A 22,947-nucleotide genomic window follows, 5' to 3' on the forward strand; every position below is an offset into this window, starting at 1 on the left:
TATATGAGATGAGGTGTTTCTCATGTGTGGAGCACCACCGGAAGTTCGTTCAAGCCCCAGGTGAAATTCGACCCGTTGTAACGGGGCTCGCCCTCGAGTGTCATCGACATCACCATGCTGCGCAGCGTCCGAAGATACGCCGCGATTTCCAGCCTCGCCAGTCGGCTCCCCAGACACATATGGCGGCCCGCACCGAAGCTCAGATGCCGGTTGCCGGTCCGTCCGACGTCGAACGTGTCCGGGTTGTCGAATATCTCTTCGTCCCGGTTGGCTGAGCCGATCCAGGTCACGATGCGTTGGCCGGGCGCGATCTCGGCCTCACCGATCCGGACTGCCTCGGTCGCGGTCCGCAGCACATGCATCCCGGGCACCGACCAGCGCAGTCCTTCCTCGGTGGCAACGGCCGGGTCGACCTCCCCTCGGACGATTCGACACCACTGGTCCGGGTGCTCCGCCAGCTGATGCGTCAGCGCTGCCAGCGTGTACCGGGTTGTTTCGTTCCCACCGGCCAGAATGCCGCTGAAGTTGAAGACCAGCTCCTCGTCGGTCAGTTGCGGACTGCCGTGAGTCCGAGCGGTGATCCCGCTGATGAAGTCGTTCGCAGCGGTTCCGCGGTTCTCCTTCACCCTGTCGGTGAAATACTTGAAAATCTCACCGTTTGCCGCGATACGGCGCACTTCCGAGGGGGATTCGAAGGCCTCGGTGGTCTGTTTCCCTATCCATTCCCAGTCCGAACGGGGTAACCCCATGATCGCGCAGATGACATCGGTCGGGATGCGTTCCAGATGCTTGATCAGATCCGGTTCCGGGTTCTGAAGAGCCGTTGCCACGACATCGGCGACGACTTTCTCCACATACTCTTCGGCCCTGCCGAGAATCTCGTTCGAGAAGGGCTGGATGAGCACGCGCTTCATCCGCGTGTGATCGGGCGGGTCGGACACGATGAGCATCTTGTTCGCGACGGCGTCGACAGCGGAGTCCGCCGAGCCGAGCCGCATCCCTTTCACCGAGCTCATCCTCGTGGTGTCTCTGTGAACGGACACCACGTCGTGGTACTTGGTGACGCTCCAGAACCCTTCCGGCTCCCCTGCCGGATGCTGCCAGGACACTGGATCGTGTGCCCGGTACCAGGCGAAGACCTCGTAGAACGTGGTTCCCTGGAACAGACCTGGCTCGAACAGGTCCGGCGCCGTGCGCTGGTTCATCCGCGCACCGCCTGCCGTGGAGCGGCCGCGACCACAGCGTCCAGGAGAAGCCCGATGAGGACGTCACGGTCCATGAATTCGTGATGATCCGCATCGATCACATGATGGCCTTCATAGTCCGTCGTTCTCGCCTGCCACCCGGACATCTGCTCGGTGGTGACGATAGTGTCGCGGCGTCCCGACACCGATCGGAGCGAGGTACGCGTCAGCGGTGCGGACGGAACGCTGTAGTCGGCCATGAGACGCAGGTCGGAGCGCATCGTCGCGACGGCGTAACCGGCGGAATCGGACTCGCGGACCCAGGGAGGCAGCAGGGCCGTCAACTCCGCCAAGGGCGGGTTCGCAGCGGGGAAGGTGCTCCAGTACTCCGGTGATCGGGCCGCGGCCACCACCAGCGAATCAGGCGCCGCCCCTTCGGCTTCCAGCTTCCGCGCAACCTCATGGGCGATGACCGCACCGAGGCTGATGCCGAGGAAAACCATCGGTCCGCTTCGCCTCGGATCGCGTAATGCGGAGCTGAGGCAATCGACAACCTCGGACAGGTTGCCCGGCGAGGGATCCTGCAATCGGTCCTCACGTCCCGGCAACTGCACCCCCACCAGGTTCAGTCCCGGGGGACACGCCAATGCGATCGATCGCAGGCGCAGGCAACCCGCTCCCGACTGCGGGAACACCACAACCGTCGTGGCGGCAACCGTCGTGGCGGCGCTCACGTCGGCCGCGGTGAAGGATCGCAGGTAGGTCACGCCGGCCTCGTCTCGTCGATCAGGGTGGCCAGTGCCCGAGGCGTCCTGGCCGTGAGGACGTCGGTGATCGAGACGGTGACCTCGAGTTCCGCCTCTATCCGAGAGGCCAGTTGAGCGGCAAGAAGTGAATGTCCACCGACCGCGAAGAAGTCGGAGTCCGCGGCGACGCTGTGCCCGAACACTCCGCTCCAGGCACCGAGGACGCTGTCGAGGACGTGGCCGTCACGCACGGGCTGGGTGTCGTCCGCGCCCCCATCATCCTGGCGGGATCGTTCGGCATCGCCGAGCGCGGCCACCTCGCGACGCGAAACCTTACCGGTCGGCTCGAGGGGAACATCGACGATGCGATGTAGGAACGTCGGGCACAGCTGTCGTGGCAACCGGGCGGCAAACCGGGAAGTGAGCTGCTCTCGCAGGCCACGGTCCAGTGGGGCGCCGGATACCGTTTGGAGACCGATGGCGAGTGTGTGCGGCTCACCTCGCAGATAGGCCACCGCCCTTGCGATGTCCGGTATCTCGCGGGCGATGCTCTCGATTTCTTCCAGCTCGATACGGAAGCCACCGACTTTGACCTGGTCGTCCATCCTGCCGAGGCAATGCAACTGCCCATCGGCGCGCAGTACCCCAAGGTCCCCCGTACGGAAATGTCGGGTGCCGTTCCAGTCGATGAACCGATCCGCGCCCGCCGCGCCCGTCCTGACGTATCCGAGGGCGACTCCGGCGCCACCGATGAGAACCTCACCGGTGACGCCGGCCGGAACCTCGTTCAGGTGGGCATCGACGACGGTAACGGTGTAGCCCGACAACGGACGACCGATCGAGCGGGGGTCGTCGCCGCGAACGGTATCGGCCATGGTGGCGGCGATAGTGGTTTCGGTCGGCCCGTAGACATTGATCACTCGGTCGGCGATCTCCTGGAGCCGCACGACGAGGGAGTCCGGGCAGTGCTCTCCGGCCACCACGGCAACCTCGACCGGCGGGAGGTTGTCGATCGCGGCGTAGAGCGAGGGGGTCATGCAGAGGTTGTCGATCCGCTGTGCGGCGAGGGCCTGTTCCACGTTCCCGAGCGTGGGGTCGAGCGCGACGCATGTGACGCCGTTGACGAAGGGAGTGAGTATCGACCACAGCCAGCCGTCGAAACCCGGAGAGACTACCGAAACGGCTCGACTGCCCGGCCGGTATCCCAGCGATTCGGCATTGTCCAGAAGGTTCTCCAGGGCGGCACATCCGACGCGAACGCCCTTCGGGCGACCGGTGGTGCCTGAGGTGTAGACGACGTACGCCTCCGCCCCGCGCTCCCTTCCGGTCTCGTCGCCGTACGCCAGCTCGGCGAGGGGACGGCCGGTGGACTCGGTCTCGGAGCGGGACGTCTCGATGACCATGAGACCCAGATCTGCGGCATTCGGTTCCGATGACACGAGCGCGGAGCAACCGGCATCCTGCGTTGTCCAGCGCAGCCGCTCGACCGGGTGCCGTTCGTCGAGCAGCACCGCCGACGAACCGTTTGCCCAGATCGCCAGCAGGCTGCTCAGTGCGTAGCGCGACCGGCCGGCCATCACGGCGACTCGATCGCCTGCCCCGACTCCGGCCCGCTCAAGTCGCCCTGCCAGCGTCCGCGTCGAAGTGGCGATTTCTCCCCAGGTCAGCTCGCCGTCGTCGATTCCGATGGACCCCGCTCCGCCGGGGTACTCAGATGCCCAGCGTTCCAGCACCTTCATCGCGCGCGATACATGAGGAATGGCTGGAGTGCTGGTTAAAACAGGTCTGCTCACGACATCTCCCCCGTGGGTTCATCAAGAAGCTCCCGGCGCTTCGAGATACCTCTGCTGTCAACTGCCCCTCTGCACAGCCCTACTCCGAGAACCCTGCTCGGGAGACAAAGGCGACACTGTGGTTCGGCACGCCGCCTCCATCATCGCGGCTTGGTGGCCCACAGGATGACATTCGTGCCGAAGAACTTCTTTCGCCAGCCGATGCCCTTGAAACCAAGTCCACTCAGAATTTCGGCGATGTGTTGTGGCGACTCGAAGGCGAGCGTACTGGATTCCAGATAGCTGTAGGAGGATCGGTCGCGGGCCACAACCTGCCCCAGCAGCGGAACGACAGTGCGCACTCCCCACTTCACCACCGGCTTCGCGAGACCGCTCGGGGGGCACGTTTCGAGAATCACGATCCGGCCACCGGGCTTGAGAACTCGGTACTGCTCGCGAAGCACTCCGTCCAGGTCTTCGACATTCCTGAGGAGATAGCCCTGGGTGATTCCGTCGATTGACTCGTTTTCGAACGGCAGGCAGGCTGCGTCCGCCTGCCGCCATCGCACCGCGTCTGCCCCGGACTTGGTCCTCGCACGCCGCAGCATCTCCTCCGAGAAGTCGACGCCCGTCACGGTGGCGGCGGGGTACCTGCGTGCCGCCGCCAAGGCGATCACGCCGGTCCCGGTGGCCAAGTCCAACAGCTGTCCGCCCGCCGGCGGTGCGACACGTGCGGCCACCTCACGACACCATTTGTCATGACGGCCGAGCGTCATGACAAAGTTCATTCGATCGTAGTACCCGGCGATCTTCTCGAAGATCCCGTGCACGTCGGAGCCTTTGCCGCGGGGCGTGCGGTCAATGGTCACCGTTGGGGCCTCCTCCCACTGGAATGCTCACCTCTGACTCCGCCCGGTCCAGATGGCGACTGGCCCTGGAGTCCCTTCCGGACACATCCGTCCAGACCATGACCGCAAGAGCGAGGAGCCCGATCAGCGCTGAGCCCACTGACGGTCGCCACGCGAAGAGCAGGAGGCCGAGGAACACAACGGACACATACATGTCGCGTTGGCCGACCAGGTTGTACTCCAGCTGCGTTCGGGCCCGGACCATGGAGATCATGTTAGCCACGGCCGGCAGCGTCATGAGGCCCACATAAGCCAGGCGATCGGGCAGCCCGGTGACCAGAACGAGCACCGGGAACGCGGCATAGACCAGTGTGGTCGCTATCGCGGCGGCCCAGGCGGCGGAGCGCTGTGATGACATGAGCGCTGGAATCGTCCTGAGTCCTGCCGCCTTGTCTCCGGCGTAGTCGGGAACATTTTTCATGATTCCCTTCGCGAAGTACCAGCAGAACAGGAAGGAGCCAAGGGCAACTGGCTGATAGGAGTCGTACTGAGGAATCTCCCACCACGAGTCCCCCAGAAGTGCGCCCGCGATGAACGGTTCGGTGACCGCCATGGCGAACACAGCCATCCCGGTGACCGGACGGCCCTTGAGCCGGAATCTCGGTGAGGAGTAGCCGAGAACCAGGAACACGCTGAACACCCAGATGATGCTCTGGGCGAGCGACATCACCAGCGATAGCACGAGCATGAGGCCCAGGCTTGCGTACACAATCCTCTGGAGCAGCTGCTCGCCCGCTGTTTCGACCAGCTTCAAGCGGCCGGGTACGTTCTTCCCGTCCTCCACGAGATCCGTCACGGCGTTGTGCGCATTGGCGGCCAGCGGAGCGAGAACATGAAACACGATGCCGAGCACCACCACGAGGTCGAAACCGTGATCAGCCACGGAGACACCCACGCAGAATGAGAGTGGGGTGACCAGAAGTGTACGAGGACGCACGAGCTCAACTATCGCGTTGAAACGTGCCACGCGGCGCATTGGCCACCTCTCATGATGTCGTGCGTTCCAGAAGACATGTACCAGCGGCATGTACCAGCAGCAGCTACCAGCGGCGGGGGTTCAGATTCTTGTGAGGGTCAGTCCGAACCCGTCTCGCGGCCTGAGGGTGATCAGCGCCATGGGCTCCGGCCCTGTGGAGTCCCGCAGCGAGATCTCGAACTTGTCGACCACATTCATCACCAGCAGACTCATCTCCATCATGGCGAATCCCTTGCCGATGCACATATGGGCACCGGCACCGAAGGGCAAATACGTTCCCTTGCCGGGTGCGCCGTTCATGAAGCGCTCCGGAATGAATTCGTCAGGCCGTTCCCAGACGGCCGGATCCCGCTGGATGGCTGCGACGTTGAGCATCACGAGCGCCCCTTCGGGAGCCTCGGCCGAGCCGATGAGCGCATCCTTCTTCGCATGCCGTGGAATGGTCGGGGACGGCGGGAACAGCCGCATACTCTCGTTGATGACGCATTCCAGAAATGCGCCGCTTCGCAGCTCCTTGTGACCGCATGGAGCACCCTCGTGATCAATCGATGCAGACGAACGCACCTCCTGGCGAACGCTCTGCTGAATGTCCGGGTAACACGCGAGCAGGTAGAGGATCCACGTCAGTGCACTGGCCGTGGTCTCGTATGCGGCCAAGAACGTGGTCAGAACTTCGTCCCGCACCTCGAGATCGGTCAATGGTTCCGCGGCGTCGCCGACTCTGGCATCCAGCAGAAGATCCAGAAGGTCGTCGTGCTGTTCGTCGGATCTGCGTCGTTCCTGGATGAGCCGATAGACGAGATCATCGAGAGTTTGCAAGGTCGACGTGAATTGACGGTTACGTCGGCTCGGCACGCTCACCGGTAAGGAGAACGGCCCCCGGAGTCGACGTTCGACGAAGTCGAGCAGGAACGAGGCCGTGACTGGCGTGATGATGTCGGACACTGTGTCGCCGTACCGGCTGAACATGCAGATCGACACGCTGTCGAGGGCGACGCCCAGCATTTCCTCATGAACATTCAGGTCGGTTCGGTCCTGATGTTCCCATCGCCTGGTGCGTTCAGCCATCACGGTGGCCATCTTGCGCTGCATGCCCGCAAGGCTGGAGCGGCTGTACATGGGCTGGAGAGCCCTCCGCCGCTTCAGCCAGTTGTCATGGTTCGGATTACTGATCAACCCGTCCCCGAGCACCAGCCTCAGCGGATTCTTGCCGTCCGGCTTGCCGAAGGTATGAATGTCCGAGAGGACAATGTCCGCCGCCGTGCTTCGATTGACGAAAAGTATGCTCTTGGGGCCGACACGGAAAGACGACACTTCGCTGCCGTCCGAGGCGGCGTACTGGATGGCATTCAGCAGGTTCGCCCGCAGTCGCAGAGCATCTCCGAGCACCGGAACGCGCATCCCTGGTGCTGTCGGCGACGAGAGAACACCGCTGTTATGCCGTATCTGCCTCGTGGGCAGTGCGCTGCTTGCAGTTCCCGCCATCCCCGATCCCCATGGTCAGCCGATGTGTCTCGCAGAGCGCTGGATAGAGAGTCCAAATCGAGTACACGGAGAAGACAGTTGCTTTCGCCTACAGCAGGCATACCGACATCCCCCGGTTGTCACGAAGATCTTTCCTACCCTGTAAAGGTCAAGTGGCACAACGATCTGACAGGAAGCTGCCAGCCAGTCCACGGCCTTTCCCCGCAGATGGCGAGGCGTTGAAGTGGCGCAGGAACGATCGTGGATCACCCGGCGAATGGCGCCAAGGTGAGGCGCGGTTGTGGGCCACACACCACGAGGGGACCGCACCCCGAACGGGTGCGGCCCCCTCGTCCATGCTCCCCTCGGACCGGTCAGGAATACACCGGCACCGGCAGTGAGCAGTCGTTGTACCTGTTGCCCGCACAGCAGGCGGTCAAGGCGAGGCGGATCACGCCTTCACCGTCAGGCCGGGCGAGCACAGGGCACCCGAGGAGTTGCTCATGCACAGATTGACGTGCAGCTTGCGGCCCTCGGCGACATCCTTGGTCCGCTGGACGCGGTCACCTGATCCGCTGGTGCTGATCTTGATGCCTACGGACGCCTCGCCACGCGAGCCGAAGGGCCGCGGTGATGATTGCGGCGCCTGCCGCAGCGGCAGTACGCGCAAGGAAGAACTGCGTTGCCAATGAGTGCACTTGTGGCTGTGAAGGGCCAACGGTCCCCCACCCCTCCCCGTAACCGCCCCCAGCCGGGGTCAGCAGATGTCGCGGTACGGGACCTCTGGGATGTACGTGGACCAGTCGGCGCGCGACAGGCCGCCGCCCGCGCGTTCGCAGATGGCGGCGGTGGCGCGGGCGGGGTCGACGGGGTAGGCCCTGAGGGGGGTGCGGGCCCCGGCCACAAGCAGCGTCCGGTCGTCGGGGCTGAACGCGATCGCCCGGACGGGGTCGGCAGCGGTGCTGAGCGTGCCCCCCAGCGGACGCCCCGAGGCGGCGTCCCACAGCTGGACCGTGCCTTTCGTACCGGCCACGGCCAGCGTCGCGCCGTCGTGCGAGTAGGCGAGGGCGGCCACCGGCTCCCGCGTCCGGGCCTGTCCCGCGTACGTTCCGGAGAGCAAGCCCAGGCGTCGCACCCCGTCGCCGTCATACACGGTCACCCGGCCGGAGCGGCTGCCCAGGGCGAGCCGTTCGCCGTCGGGGCTGTAGGCGAGCGCCCGGGCGTTCAGCTGCCCGGTGGTGTTCGGGGCCCGACGGGCCGAGGGCAGTGTGAAGCCGAACCCGTGCGTGGTGGCCAGCTGTCGCCCGTCGGGACGCACCGCCATGGCGCCGGCCGGAGGAGCCGACCAGGAGGGGGCTCCGTCGGGGGCCTTCTCGGTATGTCGCGCCCTGTGCGTGCGGCGCTGTGCGTCCCACTTCTCCAGCACGGCTCCGGCGCCTTGGCGGAGGGCGAAGAGGGAGGAGCCGTCCGGGCTCAGCGCGATGGCATCGACGCTCTCCGCCTCCTTGACGTCCTCCGTGAGCACCAGCTCCGCCCGCTTGCGGTTCTCCCGTAGATCCCACACCGTGATCCGCTGCGGGTGCGCCCCGGTCCCCACTCGGTCCTCCGGGGCATCGCGTACCCGCTGCGTGCCGACCCCATAGGCCAGAGTCCGCCCGTCGCCGCTGAACGCCAGGTACGCCCAGCACTGCTCGCTCTTCCTCAGCGACCGGTCGGCCGTTCCGCAGTCGACCGGTGGCAGCGGGGCCGCCCGGCCGCCGCCGTCGGTGGGCCGCGCCTCGAACCGCATCTGATCCCCGTGGCGGCGGGCCGTGACGACCAGCCGCCCGTCGGGGCTGAACGCGGCCTTCTGGGCTGGTTCCCGGCGCCGGGGGGAGGCGGTGGCATCGCCGAGGAACAGCGTCCGCACGGCGCCGTCGCCGTCGCTGGTCCCCTCCTGGTACCGGATCACGCCCCGGTCCGGATCGAGCCAGTGGCCCGGGGCGTAGTCGCTGGCCAGCCGGTGTGAGTAGACCGCCTCGGCGGTGTCCGCGGAGATCCGCCACAGCGTGAGCTTCTGGTCGTCCACCGTGGAGACGAACCGCCCGTCGCGGCTGAAACGGACGTCTTCCAGCGTGTCGGCGCCGTAGGGGATCCGCATGGTCTTCCCGGTCCCCAGATCCCAGAGGTCCAACTTCTTGCGGCCGACCGCCAGCCTGCGGCCCCGCGGATCGAACTCCCACGCCTTGCCGCCGTCGGGGGTCGGGCCGGCACTACAGACGGCGTGCGACAGCGCCGCGGCGCGGGGCGGGCGCATCTGACGCCGCGCGGCGATGTCCCAGACTTCCAGGGCGCTCCCCGCGCACAGCGTTACGAGCCGGTCGTCCGGACTGACGACCGGTTGGTAGACGTCCTTGCCCGCGCGCTGGAACACCAAGCGCCCGCGCCGCACATCCCACAGCCTGACCGAGTGCTCGTCGGCAAGGAGCACCGTGCGCCCGCTCGGGGCGTACACGGCGTCCGGGGTGTCCTCGTGGCCGAGAGCGAGGCGCGGACCGACCGGCTTCCCGGTGTCCAGGTCACGGATCGTCAACTGACCGCCCGCCGCCACCAGCAACCGCCGCCCGTCCGGGGACAGGTCCATCACCTGCTCCTCGCCGGCCAGGCGGAGTCCACCAGTCCGGCGGTGGCCGGGCATATCCCAGCGCTGTGCCCGGCCGGCCGCGACCTTCACCACCGTTCGCCCGTCCGCGCTGAAGTAGGCGTTATCGCCGGCCTCCGCACCGGGCACGGTGAAGGAGTCCTGCTCCTGCTGCGTCACCGCCCCCAGCAGCGCCGCCCGCGCCTCGTCCGTGTGGCTGATCCGCCACGCGGCGACGCTCAGCCGCAGCGCCGTCACCGGGTCGGCGGAGCGCATGTTCTCCGTGATCGACGCGACCCGGCGGGAGGTGGCCTCCGCGCGGCGCCGGTCGCCCTCGCGGTTCTGCTGCCAGGCCACCGTGCCCGCCACCATCGCCAGGACGAGCAGCAGGGACAGCGTGCCGACCACGGCCCGGACCCGACGGCGCTCGCGTTGCCGCCCGCCGCTGCTCGCGGTGAGGAACGCCCGCTCCACGGAGGTGAGGGCGGCCCGCTCCCGGTCCGAGCCGAACGCCTCCGCCGCCTCCGTCAGCCGCGCCCCGCGGTACAGCGCGCCCCGATCCCGGTCCAGCTCCTGCCACGCCCGGGCGGCCTCAGTCAACTTCCGGTGGACGCGCAGCCGCCCACGGTCCTCCTCGATCCAGCCCCGCAGCCGCGGCCAAGCGGTGATCAGCGCCTCGTGGGCGAGGTCGACCACCCCGTCGTCCACCGTCACCAGGCGGGCCCGGACCAGGCGCTCCAGCACCACCGAGGTGTTGTCCGACGTATCCCCCGGTGTTCCGTCCGTTTCCAGCTCCGTCCGGTCCGCCGGACGCCTGGTGTCTTGTGCGCCCTCGCCGGGGGTGACCAGCCGCAGCAGGATCCGGCGGGCCAGCTCCGCTTGGCGCGCGGACAGTTCGCCGTGGACCCGCTCCGCCGTCGCGGCGATCGCGCCGTGCACCCCGCCCACGGACTCGTACGCCTCCTCCGTCAGCGTCCGTCCGCGCCGTCGGCGCCAAGTCTCCAGCAGGGCATGGGACATCAGCGGCAGACCGCCCGGTTCGTCGGCGACCTCGGCCACGATCCGGGCGGTCAGCGACCGCTCCACGATCAGGCCCGCCGCGGCGGCCGGCCTCACGATCGCCTCGCGCAGCTCGGCCGGTCCCATCGGGCCGACGAGCAGTGTGGCGCCGCGCAGCGCGGCCGTCAGCCCACGGTGTCCGGCGCACCGGCCGAAGAAGTCGGCCCGTACGGCGACGACGACGCGCAGCCGGCTCTCCGGTTCGCGCGCCGAGAGCAGCGCATCAATGAACTCCTGCCGCTCCGCAGGATCCTGACAGAGTGTGAACACTTCCTCGAACTGATCGACGATCAGCCAGGTGTCGCCGTCGCCGGCCTTCGGGATCAGCGCCGCGCGATGGGTACGGACCGGGTGCTCACCCGGCGTCAGGACCCGGATGACGACGGGCGGTGGTACCGCCGACGGGGCGCCACCGCCGTTCCCGGGGTTCCGGAGGGCGGGGATCAGGCCCGCCCGCAGAAGCGAGGACTTGCCGCTTCCGGAGGGGCCGAAGACGGCGGTGAACCGGTTGCTCCGCACCAGCTCCACGACATCGGCCACGAGCCTGTCCCGGCCGAAGAAGCGCTCGCGGTCGCCCGGTTCGAAGCGGGCCAGGCCGCGATAGGGCGGGTCGACGGCGGCGTCGTCCTCGGCCCGTTCCCCGACCGCCTCCTCCGCCGCCTCCGTGGCCGCCTCCCGCCAGCGCTCCTCCCACTCCGCCCGGTCCCCGCCGCACACTTCGACGTACGCCAGCGTCACCGGCAGCGAGGGCAACTGCTCGCCCGCCGCCGCCTGGGACAGGGCCGTGACCGAGTACCGCACCCGCTGCGCCATCGCCCGGTAGGTCAGCCCTCCGGCCTCCTGACGTAACTTGCGCAGCTCGTAAGCGAAACGCTGAACCGGACCCGCACTCGGGTCCACCGGCCTCTCACGGCGGCCCATCTGTTCTCCCCCTTGTTGTACCGCTCCCCGTCGCACCCCCAACCACCAGCGCCTTCTTCATTGTTCAGCGCTTCGGAAGCGGGCTGCTGAACAACCGTACAGCCACTGGAACGGCGGAGCGGGCAACGCTACGCTCACCGCCTCCACTCGGCCTGACGCACACACCACATGGGCGGCGGGCATAAAGCTCATCCCCAGGGCGGAGGACGAGGTGCCCTACATGGTGCCCACCGTGTGGGAGCGCAACGAACGCAAGGGATCCGGCTGGAAACCGATGAAGAACAGGGCCCACACTGTGGGGCTGCTCCAGCACTGGGACGGCACCCGCTGGAAGGCGCGGAAGCTCCCTGACATCGGCAAGGGGCACAACGGCTGGGCCCTGAGCGACGTCACCGCGCTCGCCGCCGATGACGTGTGGGCAGTGGGTGGCACCTGGACGGCTGACGCCCGTTGGCAGGGGCTGGCGCTGCGCTACGACGGCAAGAAGTGGGGCAAGGTCCCGCTGCCGAAGGGAACCAAGCCTCTGAACTCGGTCGCGATCAGTCAGGGTGACCCTGTCCCTGGAGTTGAAGACGGAGCGGACCAGCGCCGCGCTCCGCCACTCCGTCGATGCACCTGCCCGCCGACGGCGCCAAGCCGTATGCGTGGGCCGTCTCGGTCTCGGGCCGGACCATCGACGTCGTCGGTGATCACCCGGCCACAGGCTCCCAGGAGGTGGGTCCCGGCTCGGTGCTGACCGCGCGCCGGTAGCGGCGAGAGTGAGGGGGATGGGCGGGTGCTGCCACCGGCGGTAGACCGCGGTGATCCCGGCGGCGACGGCTCGGCCAGGGTCTCGGCCTCGGTCGGCGGCGGGCGGCGGGCGACACCGGCCACAGCAGCCTTCAGTGGCGGCTGGACGGGGCACCTCATACCGGTGGCTGCGGGTCGTACTGGATGCCGCGTCGCACCTCACGCGCGCGCTCTGGCGATGCCAGCCGGGCGACCAGGTGAAGAGCCATGTCGATACCGGCTGAGATCCCCGCAGAGGTGACCACGTCACCATCGTCGACAAACCGCTCGTCCGCCCGCACGTCGATGGTCGGGTCGAGCTCCGCGAGCCGTTCCAACGACGCCCAGTGTGTCGTTGCCGGCCGTCCTGCCAGCAACCCAGCCGCTGCGAAGACCAGCGAGCCCGTGCACACACTCGCCATCAGAGGAACCGATCGCCGCTGGGACCGGACCCACTCCAGGTGCTCGTCATCGTTGAGCTGAGGACGAGTTCCCCGGCCGCCGGGGTGCAGCAGCACATCCAGCCCCGGCATGTCGGCCATCGAATGATGCGCCTCGATGGTCAGCCCCTTCGCACAGGTCACAGGCTTGCCGTCGGCAGAGAAGCAGAACACCTGCCATCCGTCCTCGGCAAAGTTGCGTGTCCAGTACGACAGGACCTCCCACGGACCGACGGCGTCGAGCTCCTCGACCTCCGGGAACAGCAGGATCCCTATCTTCCGCGCGTCATTACGGGCCATGCCGCCATCCAAACAGACCCGCTCCCACCCGACCACGGGCTTCGCCCCGCGCCCGTGGCGACATCCGATGTCCGGCGCGTTCAGGACACCCAGTCTCCATGTCGGTGGTCAGTGCCATGATGCCCGGCACGTTCGACGGCACAGGAGCAGAGCATGGTGGAGCAGGCGGTACGACCGATAGTCGAGGCGATCGTGGCCGAGGCCCCGAACGGCTGGACGCATGCGGTGCTGCACGGCCGGGCAGGGCGGGGCGGCACCGGAGCGACCGGCGGCTACAGCCGGCAGCAGGAGCGCTTGAACACGGGCCTGCCCAATCCCTACAAGGAACTCATGGCACTGGCGGAGAGAGTGCGCGAGGACCGTGGCTGGGAGCCCATCAGCCTGGAGATTCAGTGCCGGCCGTCCGGCGAGTACCGGCTCGTCGCCTTCAGCGACGCCATCAGCAGGGTGACCGGGATGGGCACCGGATTCCAGGTGGTCCTGGACCCCGACTACCGGTTGCCCCAGCCCGGCCGGCATCAGCAGCCCGGCACCGCCACGCCGGCGGGCGACCCCGAGTTGGCCGTGGCCCGCTTCCGCGCCTACCTCGAGCGGCGTGCCGCGATCCTGGGACACCCCGAGGAACTGCCCCCGCCCGCCACCGCCGCCGCGATCGAAGAGGCCGAACGCCGTCTGGGCCACCGCCTGCCCGCCGACCTGCGGGCGCTCTACCTGATCGCCGACGGCGACGGCCTCGGCCACCACCACCGCTACCTGTTCCAGGGCAACGCCTGGCTGTCGCTGGAGAGCATGGTGGCCGAGCACACCGAGTGGGGCGCGGGCGAACGGCCCTGGTACGGCTGGGATCTGGAATGGGACGCCGTCGTCTTCGACACCACACCCGCCGACACCGTCCGCCGCTGTGGAGGCCACCCCGGGTGGTTGCGCTTCGGCACCGGTGAGGACGGCAACTTCCTGGCCGTGGACACCGCTCCGGCCCGCGACGGTCGCCCCGGCCAGCTCATCCGGACCGGCCGCGACTACGAGGAGGGACCCGCCTACGTCGCCGATTCGGTCACCTCGCTCCTGGGCCACTACCTGGAACTGATGGACCAGGGCGCCTACGAGAAGGACGGCGACCATATCTTCCTGCTCGAGCCCGACCACGATCCCGCTCCCCAGCAGATCATCGGTGGCGATATCCCCGACGAGGTCCCGCCCACCCTCCAGGCGATGCACATCAACAACGTCACCGGCCTCGTCGACCTCGCCCCGCTCACCGCCGCCCCCAAGCTCCAGCGCCTACACCTCAATAGCGCCACCACCGCCGACCTGACGCCCGTGCGCGAACTGCCCGTCGAATCGCTGCGCATCAGCCTCACCGAAGGCGATCTGACTCCCCTCGAAGCCCACCCCCACCTCACCTCCATCGACCTGACCACCACCGCCCCAGCCGACATCACCTCCCTGCGCACCATCCCCCACCTGCGGGGCCTCGACCTCTCGGAAGCCGAGGTCACCAACCTGCCCGTCCTGGCCGACCTTCCGGATCTCCGCTACCTCTCCCTCACCGCCCGCCAGTGGACCACCCTCCTCGATGAGGCCAAGGTGCCACCCACCCTCACCGCAGCCCTCCTGGCCGACCCGAACGCCACCTTCGACGACGCCCTCGCCTGGGCTGCCCGCCTCGGCCTCAGCACGGAGAACGCCCTCCGCATCACCGGCACCCTCGAGACCGTCGGCGGTTGACATACGACGCTCTGGAGCCGACCCGGTCGTGGTCACACAACCGGGCCAGCTCCTGCACGAACAGCGGTCCGTGCCCGCGTGCGGTCGGTCAGTCGAAAACCCGCAGGATGAACCGCCCCGCTCCCGCAATCCCACGCCCAATCCACCCGAACAACCCGAACTCCGCGGCGACTTCCCCAGCGTCAGCGGCCATGTCCGCCCGGTCCAACCTCGAACGGCACTGGGAACAAGACCGAGGCCACCGGCGCCGCTGTCCGCCGCACTTCCTACACGTCGTCATGACCGCCATTCTCCATACCTCCGGAAACTCCTCTGATCTGGGCCGGATCGCTCGACTGTGCCATCTCCGCGGTGATGGCCCAGCGCTCATGGTCTCGCCACTCGCCGTTGATGAACTGGAAGGCGGTCGAGTAGCCCTCCCGTTGGAAGCCGAGGCGTTTGACGAGGTTCAGCGAGGGGGTGTTGTCCGGCTGGATGTTCGCCTCCAGCCGATGCAGTCCGAGATCACCGAAGGCATGTCGGACGACCAGTCCGAGCCCCTCGGTCATGTAGCCGCGGCCGGTCGTGGAGGCGTAGGCGGAGTACCCCAGAGTCCCGCTCTGGAGGGCGCCCCGGACGATGTTGTTGATGTTGACACCACCCAGGATCGCGCCGGTGCCGCGCAGGCAGATCACGAAGCCTTCGTGGGTGGGCCCCTCGAACCGCTTGAGCCGATTCCCGAACGCCTCGACCGTGTGCTCGGCGACGCCCAGCCAGCGGCGGAGCATCTCGGCGCTGTCCCGGGCCAGCGCTGTGAGCTCGCCATAGTCCTGGTGACAGATGTGTCGAACGGCCACTCGCGGGCCCCGCAGGAGGTATCTCGTGCTTGCCATCCGGGGATCCTAGGGCGTGTCGTCACGACGGTTGACCCTGACGCAGGGTCAACCACTCAGCATGCTCAGCATGACGACACGACGCAGAACGATCGAGGTCTCCGGACCGCACGCGCCATTGCCGACAGGCGACGAGGCGGCGCGGATCGAGAGAGGCGACACGACAATGCGGCACTTCACCGTCCATCACGACGGCGTCACGATCCCGGTATCCCGCGGCGGCCGGGGACGACCGCTGGTCCTGTGCCCTGGCCTGAACTCGACACAGGCCGATCTGCACGAGCTGACCGCGCTCCTTCGACGCGACCACGACGTGGTGACCTTCGACCTCAGGGGCCATGGCCTCGCCTCGCCCGCCGACCGCTACACCTTTGACGCGTTCCTGAGCGATCTCGTCGCCGTGCTCACGGAGCTGGGACGTCCCGGCCTGCCTTCGGCGCCCGTACTCGTGGGCTACTCGCTGGGCGCGGACCTGGCCGTGCACTACACCTCCGAGCATCCTGACACCGTCGCCGAGCTTGTCCTCATCGACGGGGCGAACCCGCTGCCCGAACCGTTCATCACCGATGCCGACCTGGCCGAATTCCGCGCAATGGCCGAAGACTTGGCCACGCGGCAAGAGGCCGAGCGGGCCAAGGGCAGCGCGCGTCAGGTCTCGCTCACCGCCCAGGACATCTTCGACCTGAACCTCGAGATCGATGTGGTTCGGTCCGCCCTCCTCGACCGGTACCGGACGATCGAGCACCCCATCAGCATGATCATGTCGGCCGCGATCGCCGGTGACAGCACCGAAGGGCGGGTGCCGCGGCACAACCAGCTCTGGCGTGCCGGTGTCGAACGGCTCGTTCACGAGCGGCCGGACATCGCCACGTCCTGGCTCGACACCGGCCACCGGCTGGTCTTCACCCACGCCCCGGTCATCGCCCAGATCATCCGCAACACACTCCACCCAGCCGACAGGCCGACTTCTTGAGCCGTTCCCAGGAGACTGGTCCGATGCTGACGATCGGCGAGCTGGCGTCGTACGCCGGAGTGACGGTGCGCGCGGTGAGGCACTATCACGCCAAGGGGTTGCTACCGGAGCCGGAGCGGGACCACTCCGGCTATCGAAGGTACGGCGCCGACGCCGTGGTCGAGCTGATCAGGATCCGGACCCTCGCCGGGGCCGGGGTCCCGCTGGCGCGCGTGCGGGAGCTACTGCGGGCCGACGAGGAGGAGTTCGCCGCGGCGGTCGCGGACATCGACAGGAGGCTGCGGGCGGAGATCCGGGAGCGGCAGCTTCACCGCGAGCGCATCGCCCGCCTCGCCGCCGGGGACAACCTGGCGCTGCCCACGGAGGTGGTCCAGTTCCTGGACCGACTGCGGGCGCTCGGGGTCGACGAGCGGATCGTCCAGGTCGAACGCGACGGCTGGATCCCGCTGGCCGCACACTCCCCCGAGCGAATCCCGGAGTGGATGGCACGCAAGCGGGAGCAGATCGCCGACCCGCGGCTCATCGACTTCTATCTCATCCTGGGCCAGGCTCTCGACCGGTCCGACGACGACCCTCGGCTGGTCGAGCTGGCCGACGAACTGGCCGCCTACGTCACGCAGATGGCCGACGAGCGGGGCGAGGACTACGTCGACGACACCGACATCGAGCCACCGTTCGTCAAGCTGATGGACACGCTGGCCTTCGACGCCTTGCCCCCGGCCCGCCGACTGATCGAGCTGCTGAAGGAGCGAGGCTGGACCGGCTGGACCAAGCTCGAGCGCGTGGACCCGACACGGGATGCGGCCGGAACACGGCAGGAAGACACCGAGTCTGGTGCCGATCCAGGATCTGCGTAGCCCCTTGGAGAGCGGGGATCCTCGTGCTCTCAGATGGAGTCGACGTAGGCGTTGCGCAACCGCTCGTACCAGCCGCCGCCTCGCCCGCCCAGGCGGTCACTTCGCCTCCGGCGCCAGTTCGCGCAGGACGGCCGTGGCGAGTGCTGCGTCGAGTGCGCCCACGCCGGTGAGGTCGGCGACCGTCATCGCCCCGTCCGGCCGATCGATGGGGCTTTCGAGCAAAAGGCCGACGGGCGTATCGCTGGTGTCGGTGGTGGATCCTGCACGCACGGCACAGCCGAAGTCGCCGTGGTCCAGGCACTGCTGGTGGTCGTCCACGGCGATCAGCGCCGCGCGGGCGAAGAGCGCCGGTGGCAGTTCGTTCTTGTGCGGCATGTCGGTGCCGATGCCGGTCACGTGCGCGCCCTCGCGGACCTGATCGGCTCGCAGGACCGGAGCCGTGGCCGGTGTGGTGGTGATGATGATGTCGGCAGCGGCTGCTTCGTCGGCCGAGGCGGGCCGGGCGTGATGCCCGAGCGCATGGAACGTCGCGCACAGCGATTGGGCCTTGTCCTGGCTGCGGCCGTGGACGAGCACCGTGTCGATCGGGCGGAGCCTGGCCAGCCATTCAACCTGGAGCCGGGCCTGTTCGCCGGTGCCGAAGACGCCCAGGGTAGCGGCGTCGGGTCGGGCCATGGCATGGGTGACCAGCGCGCCCGCCGCGGCGGTGCGCCACGCTGTGAGCAGGCCCTGATCGTCGAGGACCGCACGGATGTGGCCGGTGCGGGCGCTGACGACGCAGACCAGGCCATGGTTGGTGGGCAGGCCGACTGCGGTGTTGCGGTAGAAGCCGGTGGCGATCTTGACGGTGAAGTCGGGCGTGCCGGTGACCCAGCCGGCCTTGACGTGGCAGTCACCGTCGTCATCGGGAAACTCGAGGTGCAGCGGTGGTGGCACGCTGGTGCGGCCGTGGGCGTGGGCGATCAGCGCGTCACGGACGGCGGCGAGGACCAGCTCCGGCGTGGTGGCGCGCTTGATCTCGGCGGTGCCGAGGATGAGCGGGGTCATCGGTTGGCCCGCAGCCACTGGGTGAAGGCGTCCAGGCCCGCTTCAGGGTTGGCGCGGCCGACGCCGATGCGGAACCGGTCGGTGGGGGTGGGGGTGAGCTCGGAACGGTAGATGCTCGCGGGCAGCAGCAGGACACCGGCCTCCTCGACCAGGCGGGTGCAGAACTCCTCCACCCCTTCGGGGCCGAGGTAGCGGGGGTAGGCGACGCAGCCGCCGTCCGGGGACTGCCACTCGAAGAGGTCGGCGAACTCGGCGAAGAACGCGTCGAAGAGCGGCAGGTTGGCCTCGATGAGCGCCCGGTTGCGGTCCAGGATCGTCGTGCGCGCCTTGAGCGCGATACGGGCCAGGACCTCACTGGGGGCAGAGTTGCAGATGGTGGTGTAATGCTTGGCCCGCTCCAGCCTGGACAGCAACTCCCGGTCGCGGCAGGCGATCCAGCCGATCCGCAGGCCGGGCAGGCCGAGCGACTTGGAGGTCACGTTCAGAGACAGGGCGCGCTCGGACAGGTCGGCGGCCTGCGGCAGGGTGCGGGACGGGTCGCGCTCCAGGCCGCGGTACACCTCGTCGCTGAACAGGTGAATGCCACGCTCGTCGCACATGCCTGCCAGCTCGGTGAAGTCGGCGGCGCTGATGACCTTGCCGGTGGGGTTGTTGGGGAAGTTCACCGAAACGATCCGGGTGTTGGGGCGGAGCGCCGCTTTCACCTGGTCGAGGTCCAGAGCCCAGTCGCGGCCGGCGTCCAGGGCGACACCGGTCACCTCGCACAGGGCGAGCGGCACAGTCTCGGCCGCCTGGTAGTTCGGGGTCACCACAACCGCGTGGTCGCCCGCGTCCAGCAGCACGTTCATCGCCAGGTACAGGGCCTCCTCGGCGCCCGCGAAGCAGATGATGTCCGCCGCGTCGGCCCGCTCGTACATGCCGGAGATCGCCTCGCGCAGAGCCGGGTCGCCGAAGGTCTCGGTGTAGCCCAGGGAGAGGTTCTGGAACGCCGCGCGGTCCTGATCGTCGGCCAGGTCGAGCAACTCGCCGAGGTGCATGGTCTGGACGTCGGAGGCGGTCAGGTGGTGGCGCGCGGTGAACTCCCACCGGGAGAAGTAGGTTTCCAGGCGGAAGTCGGGCAGTCGGGTCATTGTGTGTGGTCCTTTGTGCTGGGTGCTCGGAGTTCGGCCAGCAGGCCGTAGAGAGTGGATCGGGAGACCCGCAGGGCACTGGTGACGACGGGGGCGGCACGGCGCACTGCGAAGACCTTGGCCTCGTCCAGCCGGGCGAGGACGGCCAGCCGGTCGGCGCGGGTCAGCCGCTCGACCGGGCGGCCGCACTCGCGTACGTACGCGCCGACGATGTGCTGGACGCGCTCGGTCCAGTCCTGCTCGAACAGTGGCTCCGGCCGGGGCGCGGTCGGGGCGCCGAACGCGGACAGCACGGCCGCGGCCTGCTCCAGTGGCGTGCGGTCGAGATTGACGCACAGCACCGCGCCGGCCTTGCCGTCCGCGTCGCGCAGGACAGCGCTGACCGACGACAGGCGCCGGCCGTCCGCGAGCAGCTTCTCGTACGGTCCGAAGACGTCGCGCGCCGACGGGTCCAGCTCGTCCAGTTCGCCCAGCAGTGAGGAATCCCCCGGGCTGCGGGAACTCATCGGATTCCAGATCGCCAGGATCCGGTCGGCATCCGGGTCGTGCAGCACGACCTCGGCGTACGGGCCGAGCAACAGGGCGATGGCCTGACCCACGGGGGCCCACAGCCGCACCCGAGGATCCGTGCTCTCTTCGACTGCCTCCATGGAATGGACTATAAGTCCAAGCTGGACGAAGTGTCCACACAGGCGCTCGTCAGGTTGACCCGTGGTGGTCGCCGCGACGATGGAATCTCGCGCGGTACTCCCTCGGCCGCTGGCCCGTGTGTCTGGCAAAGATGCCGCTGAACGCCCCGGGGTCGCGGTATCCGACGTCGGCGGCGATGCGTGCGACGCTCATGCCGGTCGTCTCCAGCAGGTGTCTGGCCCGGCGCACCCGGGCCGTCTGCAGGTACGCGAGTGGCGTCTCGCCCGCTTCGTCGCCGAAGCGACGGAGCATGGTTCTGGTGCTGACGTGGAACTCCTGGGCGAGGGTGGCCAGGTCATAGCGAGCGCTGAGGCGCTGGTCGAGCCACCGCTTGACGCTGAGCGAGAACTCCTCGCCCACCGTGGGTATGAGCCCCGAGTCGACATAGGGAGCCTGCGTGGAGCGCGCATCATCAACGAGCGCGATACGTGCGGTGCTACGGGCGACGCGGGGGCCGTCGTGTTCGCGGATGAAGTGCAGCGCGAAGTCGTACATGGCGCTGAAGGCCGCCGTGGTCGTCACCCCCCGGTCGGTCACGACCAAACGCTCCGGGCGGAGGTGTACATCGGCGTACCGGCGGGCGAACCGATCCGCGAACAACCAGGACGTGGTCGCCTCGCGCCCGCCGAGCAGCCCGGCTTCAGCGGCCAGGAAAGCGCCTACGCAGATCGACACCACAGCGGTCCCCGAGGCCGCCAGCGATCGAATCGACGCTACTTCCGGTCCCAGGTGTGCGAGTGTCGCATCGAGATCGAGGGTGGGGGAAAGTTCGAAGCCCGGCACGATCAGGACATCCACCGGGCGCACCGCCGAGACGTCGAGGGCCCAGCCACCGGACGCGATCACACGCCGCCGGGGTGAGATGACCGACGCCTCGTAGGCCGACTGAACGGAGCCTTGCGCCGCGGCGACGTGCGTTGCCATGGCGAGGATGTCGGGGACTCCGAACACCTCCGACGCGAAGCAGCCGGGGTAGGCCAGCACACCAACTCGCAGCGGACTCATGCGGCCCTCCGGCACCAGTGAACGGGTGGCGATATCAACGGGATACGTGGCGATGCCGCCGCTTCTCACGGGGGCGGTCACTCATCAATCATCTCGGTTCATGACAACCATGCGAGGACAGAGCGACCCCCTGGACGACTTCACGCGGCGAGCCATCAGCGTCGATGACGTCGACAAGACCGTGTACGTCGCCGGGGCCGGACCGGCAGTCATCCTCATGCCTGAGATGCCGGGTATCAGCCCCGACGTCGCGCGGTTCGCCCGGTGGGTGCGTGATGCCGGCTTCTCCGTGTACGTGCCCTCGCTTTTCGGTGTCGACGGTGCCTACCCGCTCGCCGAGGCACGTGAGACCGTCGTTCGGCGCGCATGCGTCAGCGCCGAGTTCCGGGCGTTCGCCGGTGGCGGCACCAGCCCCGTCGTCACATGGCTGCGCGGCCTCGCTCGGCTGGCGCACGCCGAACGTGGCGGGCCCGGTGTCGGTGCCGTCGGTCTGTGCTTCACCGGCAACTTCGCCTTGACCATGGCGCTCGAACCCGCTGTCATCGCACCCGTGGTCAACCATCCCTCGCTACCGCTCGACGACCCCGGCGGTCTGGAGATCAGCGACGACGACGCTGCGGCCGTGGCTGAACGTGTCGCGCGAGACGGCCTGAAAGTACTCGCCTACCGCTTCGACAACGACAGGTGGTGCACTGGCCAGCGGTTCGCGGCCTACCGAGCACTGCTCGGGGACGCGTTCGATGGCCGCGTACTCAAGGCCGAAACGGCGAACACCAACCCTCCGCCCTTCTTCCGTGACGTCGTCGGCTGCGCCCACAGCGTCGTCACGGCACACCTCGTCGACCAGGACGGCCACCCCACCATGGAAGCCCGGAACGAGATCATCGCCTTCCTGGCCGAGCAACTCGGGACACAGCCGGAATGAGCCCTTGGCGCAAGGAATGTCAACTCGTGCCAAACGGCTCGGTTTTCGCGGCCTTGAGCTGATGGTCGGCCCAGACGTAGCTTTCGGGCAGCAAGTCAGTGATGAGAGCAGTTCGGATGTTGTCATCTTTGCCGACGATGACCTTGAGGGAGGGGAAGTAGTCGAGCAGGACCTGACGGCACCGGCCGCATGGGGGAACAACCCCCCGGTCGCGGTCTCCCACGGCAACGATCGTGTCCAGTTCGTAGGCGCCCTGGGCTGCTGCCGCGCCGATGAGGACCAGCTCGGCGCAGGGTCCTCCCGTGAAGTGGTAGGCATTCACCGCGGTGACGATCCGGCCGTCCCGGGCACGGGCCGCGGCTGCCATGGTGTGGTTGTCGCCCCGGCAGCGTGTGCGGGCGATGTTCGTTGCGGCCTGGATGAGTTCATGGTCGACGTGGGGGGCCTTCGTGGTCATCTTCTCCGCCTTCATCAGGTGTCAGGCGACGTTGACCCGAGTGACGGTGATGTGCAACCGAATATCGGCATCGAGATCCACAGCGGTCGGCGTATCGGCACAACG

20 protein-coding genes are annotated in these 22,947 nt (G+C 68.0%); 5 read left to right on the forward strand and 15 right to left on the reverse strand.

All coding sequences use genetic code 11. The features are described 5' to 3' along the window. Window positions 1–20: 20 nt before the first annotated feature. The 8 genes from AC4BEG_RS00305 to AC4BEG_RS00340 form a co-directional block, all read right to left on the reverse strand. Window positions 21–1,205 carry a cytochrome P450 gene (locus AC4BEG_RS00305; protein ID WP_490703882.1) on the reverse strand — a complete coding sequence of 395 codons (1,185 nt, stop codon included), beginning with the start codon at window positions 1,203–1,205 and terminating at the stop codon, window positions 21–23. Next, window positions 1,202–1,951 carry a thioesterase II family protein gene (locus tag AC4BEG_RS00310; protein ID WP_490703883.1) on the reverse strand — a complete coding sequence of 250 codons (750 nt, stop codon included), beginning with the start codon at window positions 1,949–1,951 and terminating at the stop codon, window positions 1,202–1,204. Before AC4BEG_RS00310 ends, AC4BEG_RS00305 begins: the two co-directional genes overlap by 4 nt. Next, a complete protein-coding gene (locus tag AC4BEG_RS00315; RefSeq protein WP_490703884.1) occupies window positions 1,948–3,723 on the reverse strand; it encodes a non-ribosomal peptide synthetase in 1,776 nt (591 codons plus the stop codon). The genes AC4BEG_RS00310 and AC4BEG_RS00315 overlap by 4 nt, the downstream gene beginning before the upstream one ends. 140 nt (window positions 3,724–3,863) lie before the next feature. Beyond that, a complete protein-coding gene (locus tag AC4BEG_RS00320) occupies window positions 3,864–4,571 on the reverse strand; it encodes a ubiquinone/menaquinone biosynthesis methyltransferase (RefSeq protein ID WP_490703885.1) in 708 nt (235 codons plus the stop codon). Continuing rightward, entirely contained in the window at window positions 4,561–5,505 is a 945-nt protein-coding gene (locus AC4BEG_RS00325) for a UbiA family prenyltransferase (RefSeq protein ID WP_490703886.1), read from the reverse strand. Before AC4BEG_RS00325 ends, AC4BEG_RS00320 begins: the two co-directional genes overlap by 11 nt. A 162-nt stretch (window positions 5,506–5,667) precedes the next feature. Then, the gene (locus AC4BEG_RS00330) at window positions 5,668–6,987 is read right to left on the reverse strand and encodes a cytochrome P450 (protein ID WP_490703887.1); all 1,320 of its coding nucleotides are present in this window, start codon (window positions 6,985–6,987) and stop codon (window positions 5,668–5,670) included. Between the two features lie 514 nt (window positions 6,988–7,501). Next, a complete protein-coding gene (locus AC4BEG_RS00335; RefSeq protein WP_490703888.1) occupies window positions 7,502–7,720 on the reverse strand; it encodes a hypothetical protein in 219 nt (72 codons plus the stop codon). Between the two features lie 87 nt (window positions 7,721–7,807). Continuing rightward, the gene (locus AC4BEG_RS00340) at window positions 7,808–11,650 is read right to left on the reverse strand and encodes an nSTAND1 domain-containing NTPase (protein ID WP_490703889.1); all 3,843 of its coding nucleotides are present in this window, start codon (window positions 11,648–11,650) and stop codon (window positions 7,808–7,810) included. A gap of 609 nt (window positions 11,651–12,259) precedes the next feature. Here AC4BEG_RS00340 and AC4BEG_RS00345 point away from each other — a divergent pair. Continuing rightward, window positions 12,260–12,400 (forward strand): hypothetical protein, encoded by a 141-nt coding sequence (locus AC4BEG_RS00345; RefSeq protein WP_490703890.1) that lies wholly within the window; start codon window positions 12,260–12,262, stop codon window positions 12,398–12,400. A 155-nt stretch (window positions 12,401–12,555) separates the two neighbouring features. Here the strand turns inward: AC4BEG_RS00345 and AC4BEG_RS00350 are convergent, their stop codons facing one another. Next, the gene (locus AC4BEG_RS00350) at window positions 12,556–13,158 is read right to left on the reverse strand and encodes a DJ-1/PfpI family protein (protein WP_490703891.1); all 603 of its coding nucleotides are present in this window, start codon (window positions 13,156–13,158) and stop codon (window positions 12,556–12,558) included. Between the two features lie 153 nt (window positions 13,159–13,311). On the opposite strand from AC4BEG_RS00350, the gene AC4BEG_RS00355 reads away from it, so the two are divergent. Next, window positions 13,312–14,886, forward strand: coding sequence for an SMI1/KNR4 family protein (locus tag AC4BEG_RS00355; RefSeq protein ID WP_490703892.1), 1,575 nt, complete (start codon window positions 13,312–13,314; stop codon window positions 14,884–14,886). Window positions 14,887–15,152: 266 nt separating this feature from the next. On the opposite strand, the gene AC4BEG_RS00360 is transcribed toward AC4BEG_RS00355, so the two are convergent. After that, complete coding sequence (locus AC4BEG_RS00360) at window positions 15,153–15,758, reverse strand: GNAT family N-acetyltransferase (protein ID WP_490703893.1); 606 nt, start codon at window positions 15,756–15,758, stop codon at window positions 15,153–15,155. A 70-nt stretch (window positions 15,759–15,828) separates the two neighbouring features. Between AC4BEG_RS00360 and AC4BEG_RS00365 the strand changes: the two genes are divergently transcribed. Next, entirely contained in the window at window positions 15,829–16,731 is a 903-nt protein-coding gene (locus AC4BEG_RS00365) for an alpha/beta hydrolase (RefSeq protein WP_490703894.1), read from the forward strand. Window positions 16,732–16,754: 23 nt separating this feature from the next. Further along, window positions 16,755–17,588: a MerR family transcriptional regulator gene (locus tag AC4BEG_RS00370; RefSeq protein ID WP_490703895.1), complete on the forward strand. Its 834-nt coding sequence runs from the start codon at window positions 16,755–16,757 to the stop codon at window positions 17,586–17,588. A 96-nt stretch (window positions 17,589–17,684) separates the two neighbouring features. Here AC4BEG_RS00370 and AC4BEG_RS00375 read toward each other — a convergent pair whose 3' ends face one another. From AC4BEG_RS00375 to AC4BEG_RS00390, 4 genes are read right to left on the reverse strand one after another with little or no spacing between them, the layout of a single operon-like run. Next, complete coding sequence (locus AC4BEG_RS00375) at window positions 17,685–18,635, reverse strand: ornithine cyclodeaminase family protein (RefSeq protein WP_490703896.1); 951 nt, start codon at window positions 18,633–18,635, stop codon at window positions 17,685–17,687. Next, window positions 18,632–19,765, reverse strand: a complete 1,134-nt coding sequence (locus AC4BEG_RS00380) for an aminotransferase class I/II-fold pyridoxal phosphate-dependent enzyme (protein WP_490703897.1) — start codon at window positions 19,763–19,765, stop codon at window positions 18,632–18,634. Before AC4BEG_RS00380 ends, AC4BEG_RS00375 begins: the two co-directional genes overlap by 4 nt. Beyond that, a complete protein-coding gene (locus AC4BEG_RS00385) occupies window positions 19,762–20,415 on the reverse strand; it encodes a helix-turn-helix transcriptional regulator (protein ID WP_490703898.1) in 654 nt (217 codons plus the stop codon). The genes AC4BEG_RS00380 and AC4BEG_RS00385 overlap by 4 nt, the downstream gene beginning before the upstream one ends. A 49-nt stretch (window positions 20,416–20,464) precedes the next feature. Beyond that, on the reverse strand, window positions 20,465–21,541 hold the full coding sequence (locus tag AC4BEG_RS00390; RefSeq protein ID WP_490703899.1) for a GlxA family transcriptional regulator: 1,077 nt from the start codon (window positions 21,539–21,541) through the stop codon (window positions 20,465–20,467). Between AC4BEG_RS00390 and AC4BEG_RS00395 the strand changes: the two genes are divergently transcribed. Beyond that, the gene (locus AC4BEG_RS00395) at window positions 21,513–22,385 is read left to right on the forward strand and encodes a dienelactone hydrolase family protein (protein ID WP_490707313.1); all 873 of its coding nucleotides are present in this window, start codon (window positions 21,513–21,515) and stop codon (window positions 22,383–22,385) included. The genes AC4BEG_RS00390 and AC4BEG_RS00395 overlap by 29 nt on opposite strands. 19 nt (window positions 22,386–22,404) lie before the next feature. Here AC4BEG_RS00395 and AC4BEG_RS00400 read toward each other — a convergent pair whose 3' ends face one another. Next, entirely contained in the window at window positions 22,405–22,842 is a 438-nt protein-coding gene (locus AC4BEG_RS00400; RefSeq protein WP_490703900.1) for a cytidine deaminase family protein, read from the reverse strand. Window positions 22,843–22,947: the final 105 nt, after the last annotated feature.

The sequence above is a fragment of the Streptomyces sp. JLBJ103 genome (genome assembly GCF_058215575.1).

Bases quoted from the DNA above. Each gene is read 5' to 3' on its own strand.
- AC4BEG_RS00305 (WP_490703882.1), bottom strand. From the start codon at position 1,205: ATGAACCAGCGCACGGCGCCGGACCTGTTCGAGCCAGGTCTGTTCCAG.
- AC4BEG_RS00330 (WP_490703887.1), bottom strand. From the start codon at position 6,987: ATGCGCGTTCCGGTGCTCGGAGATGCTCTGCGACTGCGGGCGAACCTG.
- AC4BEG_RS00340 (WP_490703889.1), bottom strand. From the start codon at position 11,650: ATGGGCCGCCGTGAGAGGCCGGTGGACCCGAGTGCGGGTCCGGTTCAG.
- AC4BEG_RS00345 (WP_490703890.1), top strand. From the start codon at position 12,260: ATGCACCTGCCCGCCGACGGCGCCAAGCCGTATGCGTGGGCCGTCTCG.
- AC4BEG_RS00350 (WP_490703891.1), bottom strand. From the start codon at position 13,158: ATGGCCCGTAATGACGCGCGGAAGATAGGGATCCTGCTGTTCCCGGAG.
- AC4BEG_RS00355 (WP_490703892.1), top strand. From the start codon at position 13,312: ATGGTGGAGCAGGCGGTACGACCGATAGTCGAGGCGATCGTGGCCGAG.
- AC4BEG_RS00360 (WP_490703893.1), bottom strand. From the start codon at position 15,758: ATGGCAAGCACGAGATACCTCCTGCGGGGCCCGCGAGTGGCCGTTCGA.
- AC4BEG_RS00365 (WP_490703894.1), top strand. From the start codon at position 15,829: ATGACGACACGACGCAGAACGATCGAGGTCTCCGGACCGCACGCGCCA.
- AC4BEG_RS00370 (WP_490703895.1), top strand. From the start codon at position 16,755: ATGCTGACGATCGGCGAGCTGGCGTCGTACGCCGGAGTGACGGTGCGC.
- AC4BEG_RS00375 (WP_490703896.1), bottom strand. From the start codon at position 18,635: ATGACCCCGCTCATCCTCGGCACCGCCGAGATCAAGCGCGCCACCACG.
- AC4BEG_RS00380 (WP_490703897.1), bottom strand. From the start codon at position 19,765: ATGACCCGACTGCCCGACTTCCGCCTGGAAACCTACTTCTCCCGGTGG.
- AC4BEG_RS00385 (WP_490703898.1), bottom strand. From the start codon at position 20,415: ATGGAGGCAGTCGAAGAGAGCACGGATCCTCGGGTGCGGCTGTGGGCC.
- AC4BEG_RS00395 (WP_490707313.1), top strand. From the start codon at position 21,513: ATGCCGCCGCTTCTCACGGGGGCGGTCACTCATCAATCATCTCGGTTC.
- AC4BEG_RS00400 (WP_490703900.1), bottom strand. From the start codon at position 22,842: ATGACCACGAAGGCCCCCCACGTCGACCATGAACTCATCCAGGCCGCA.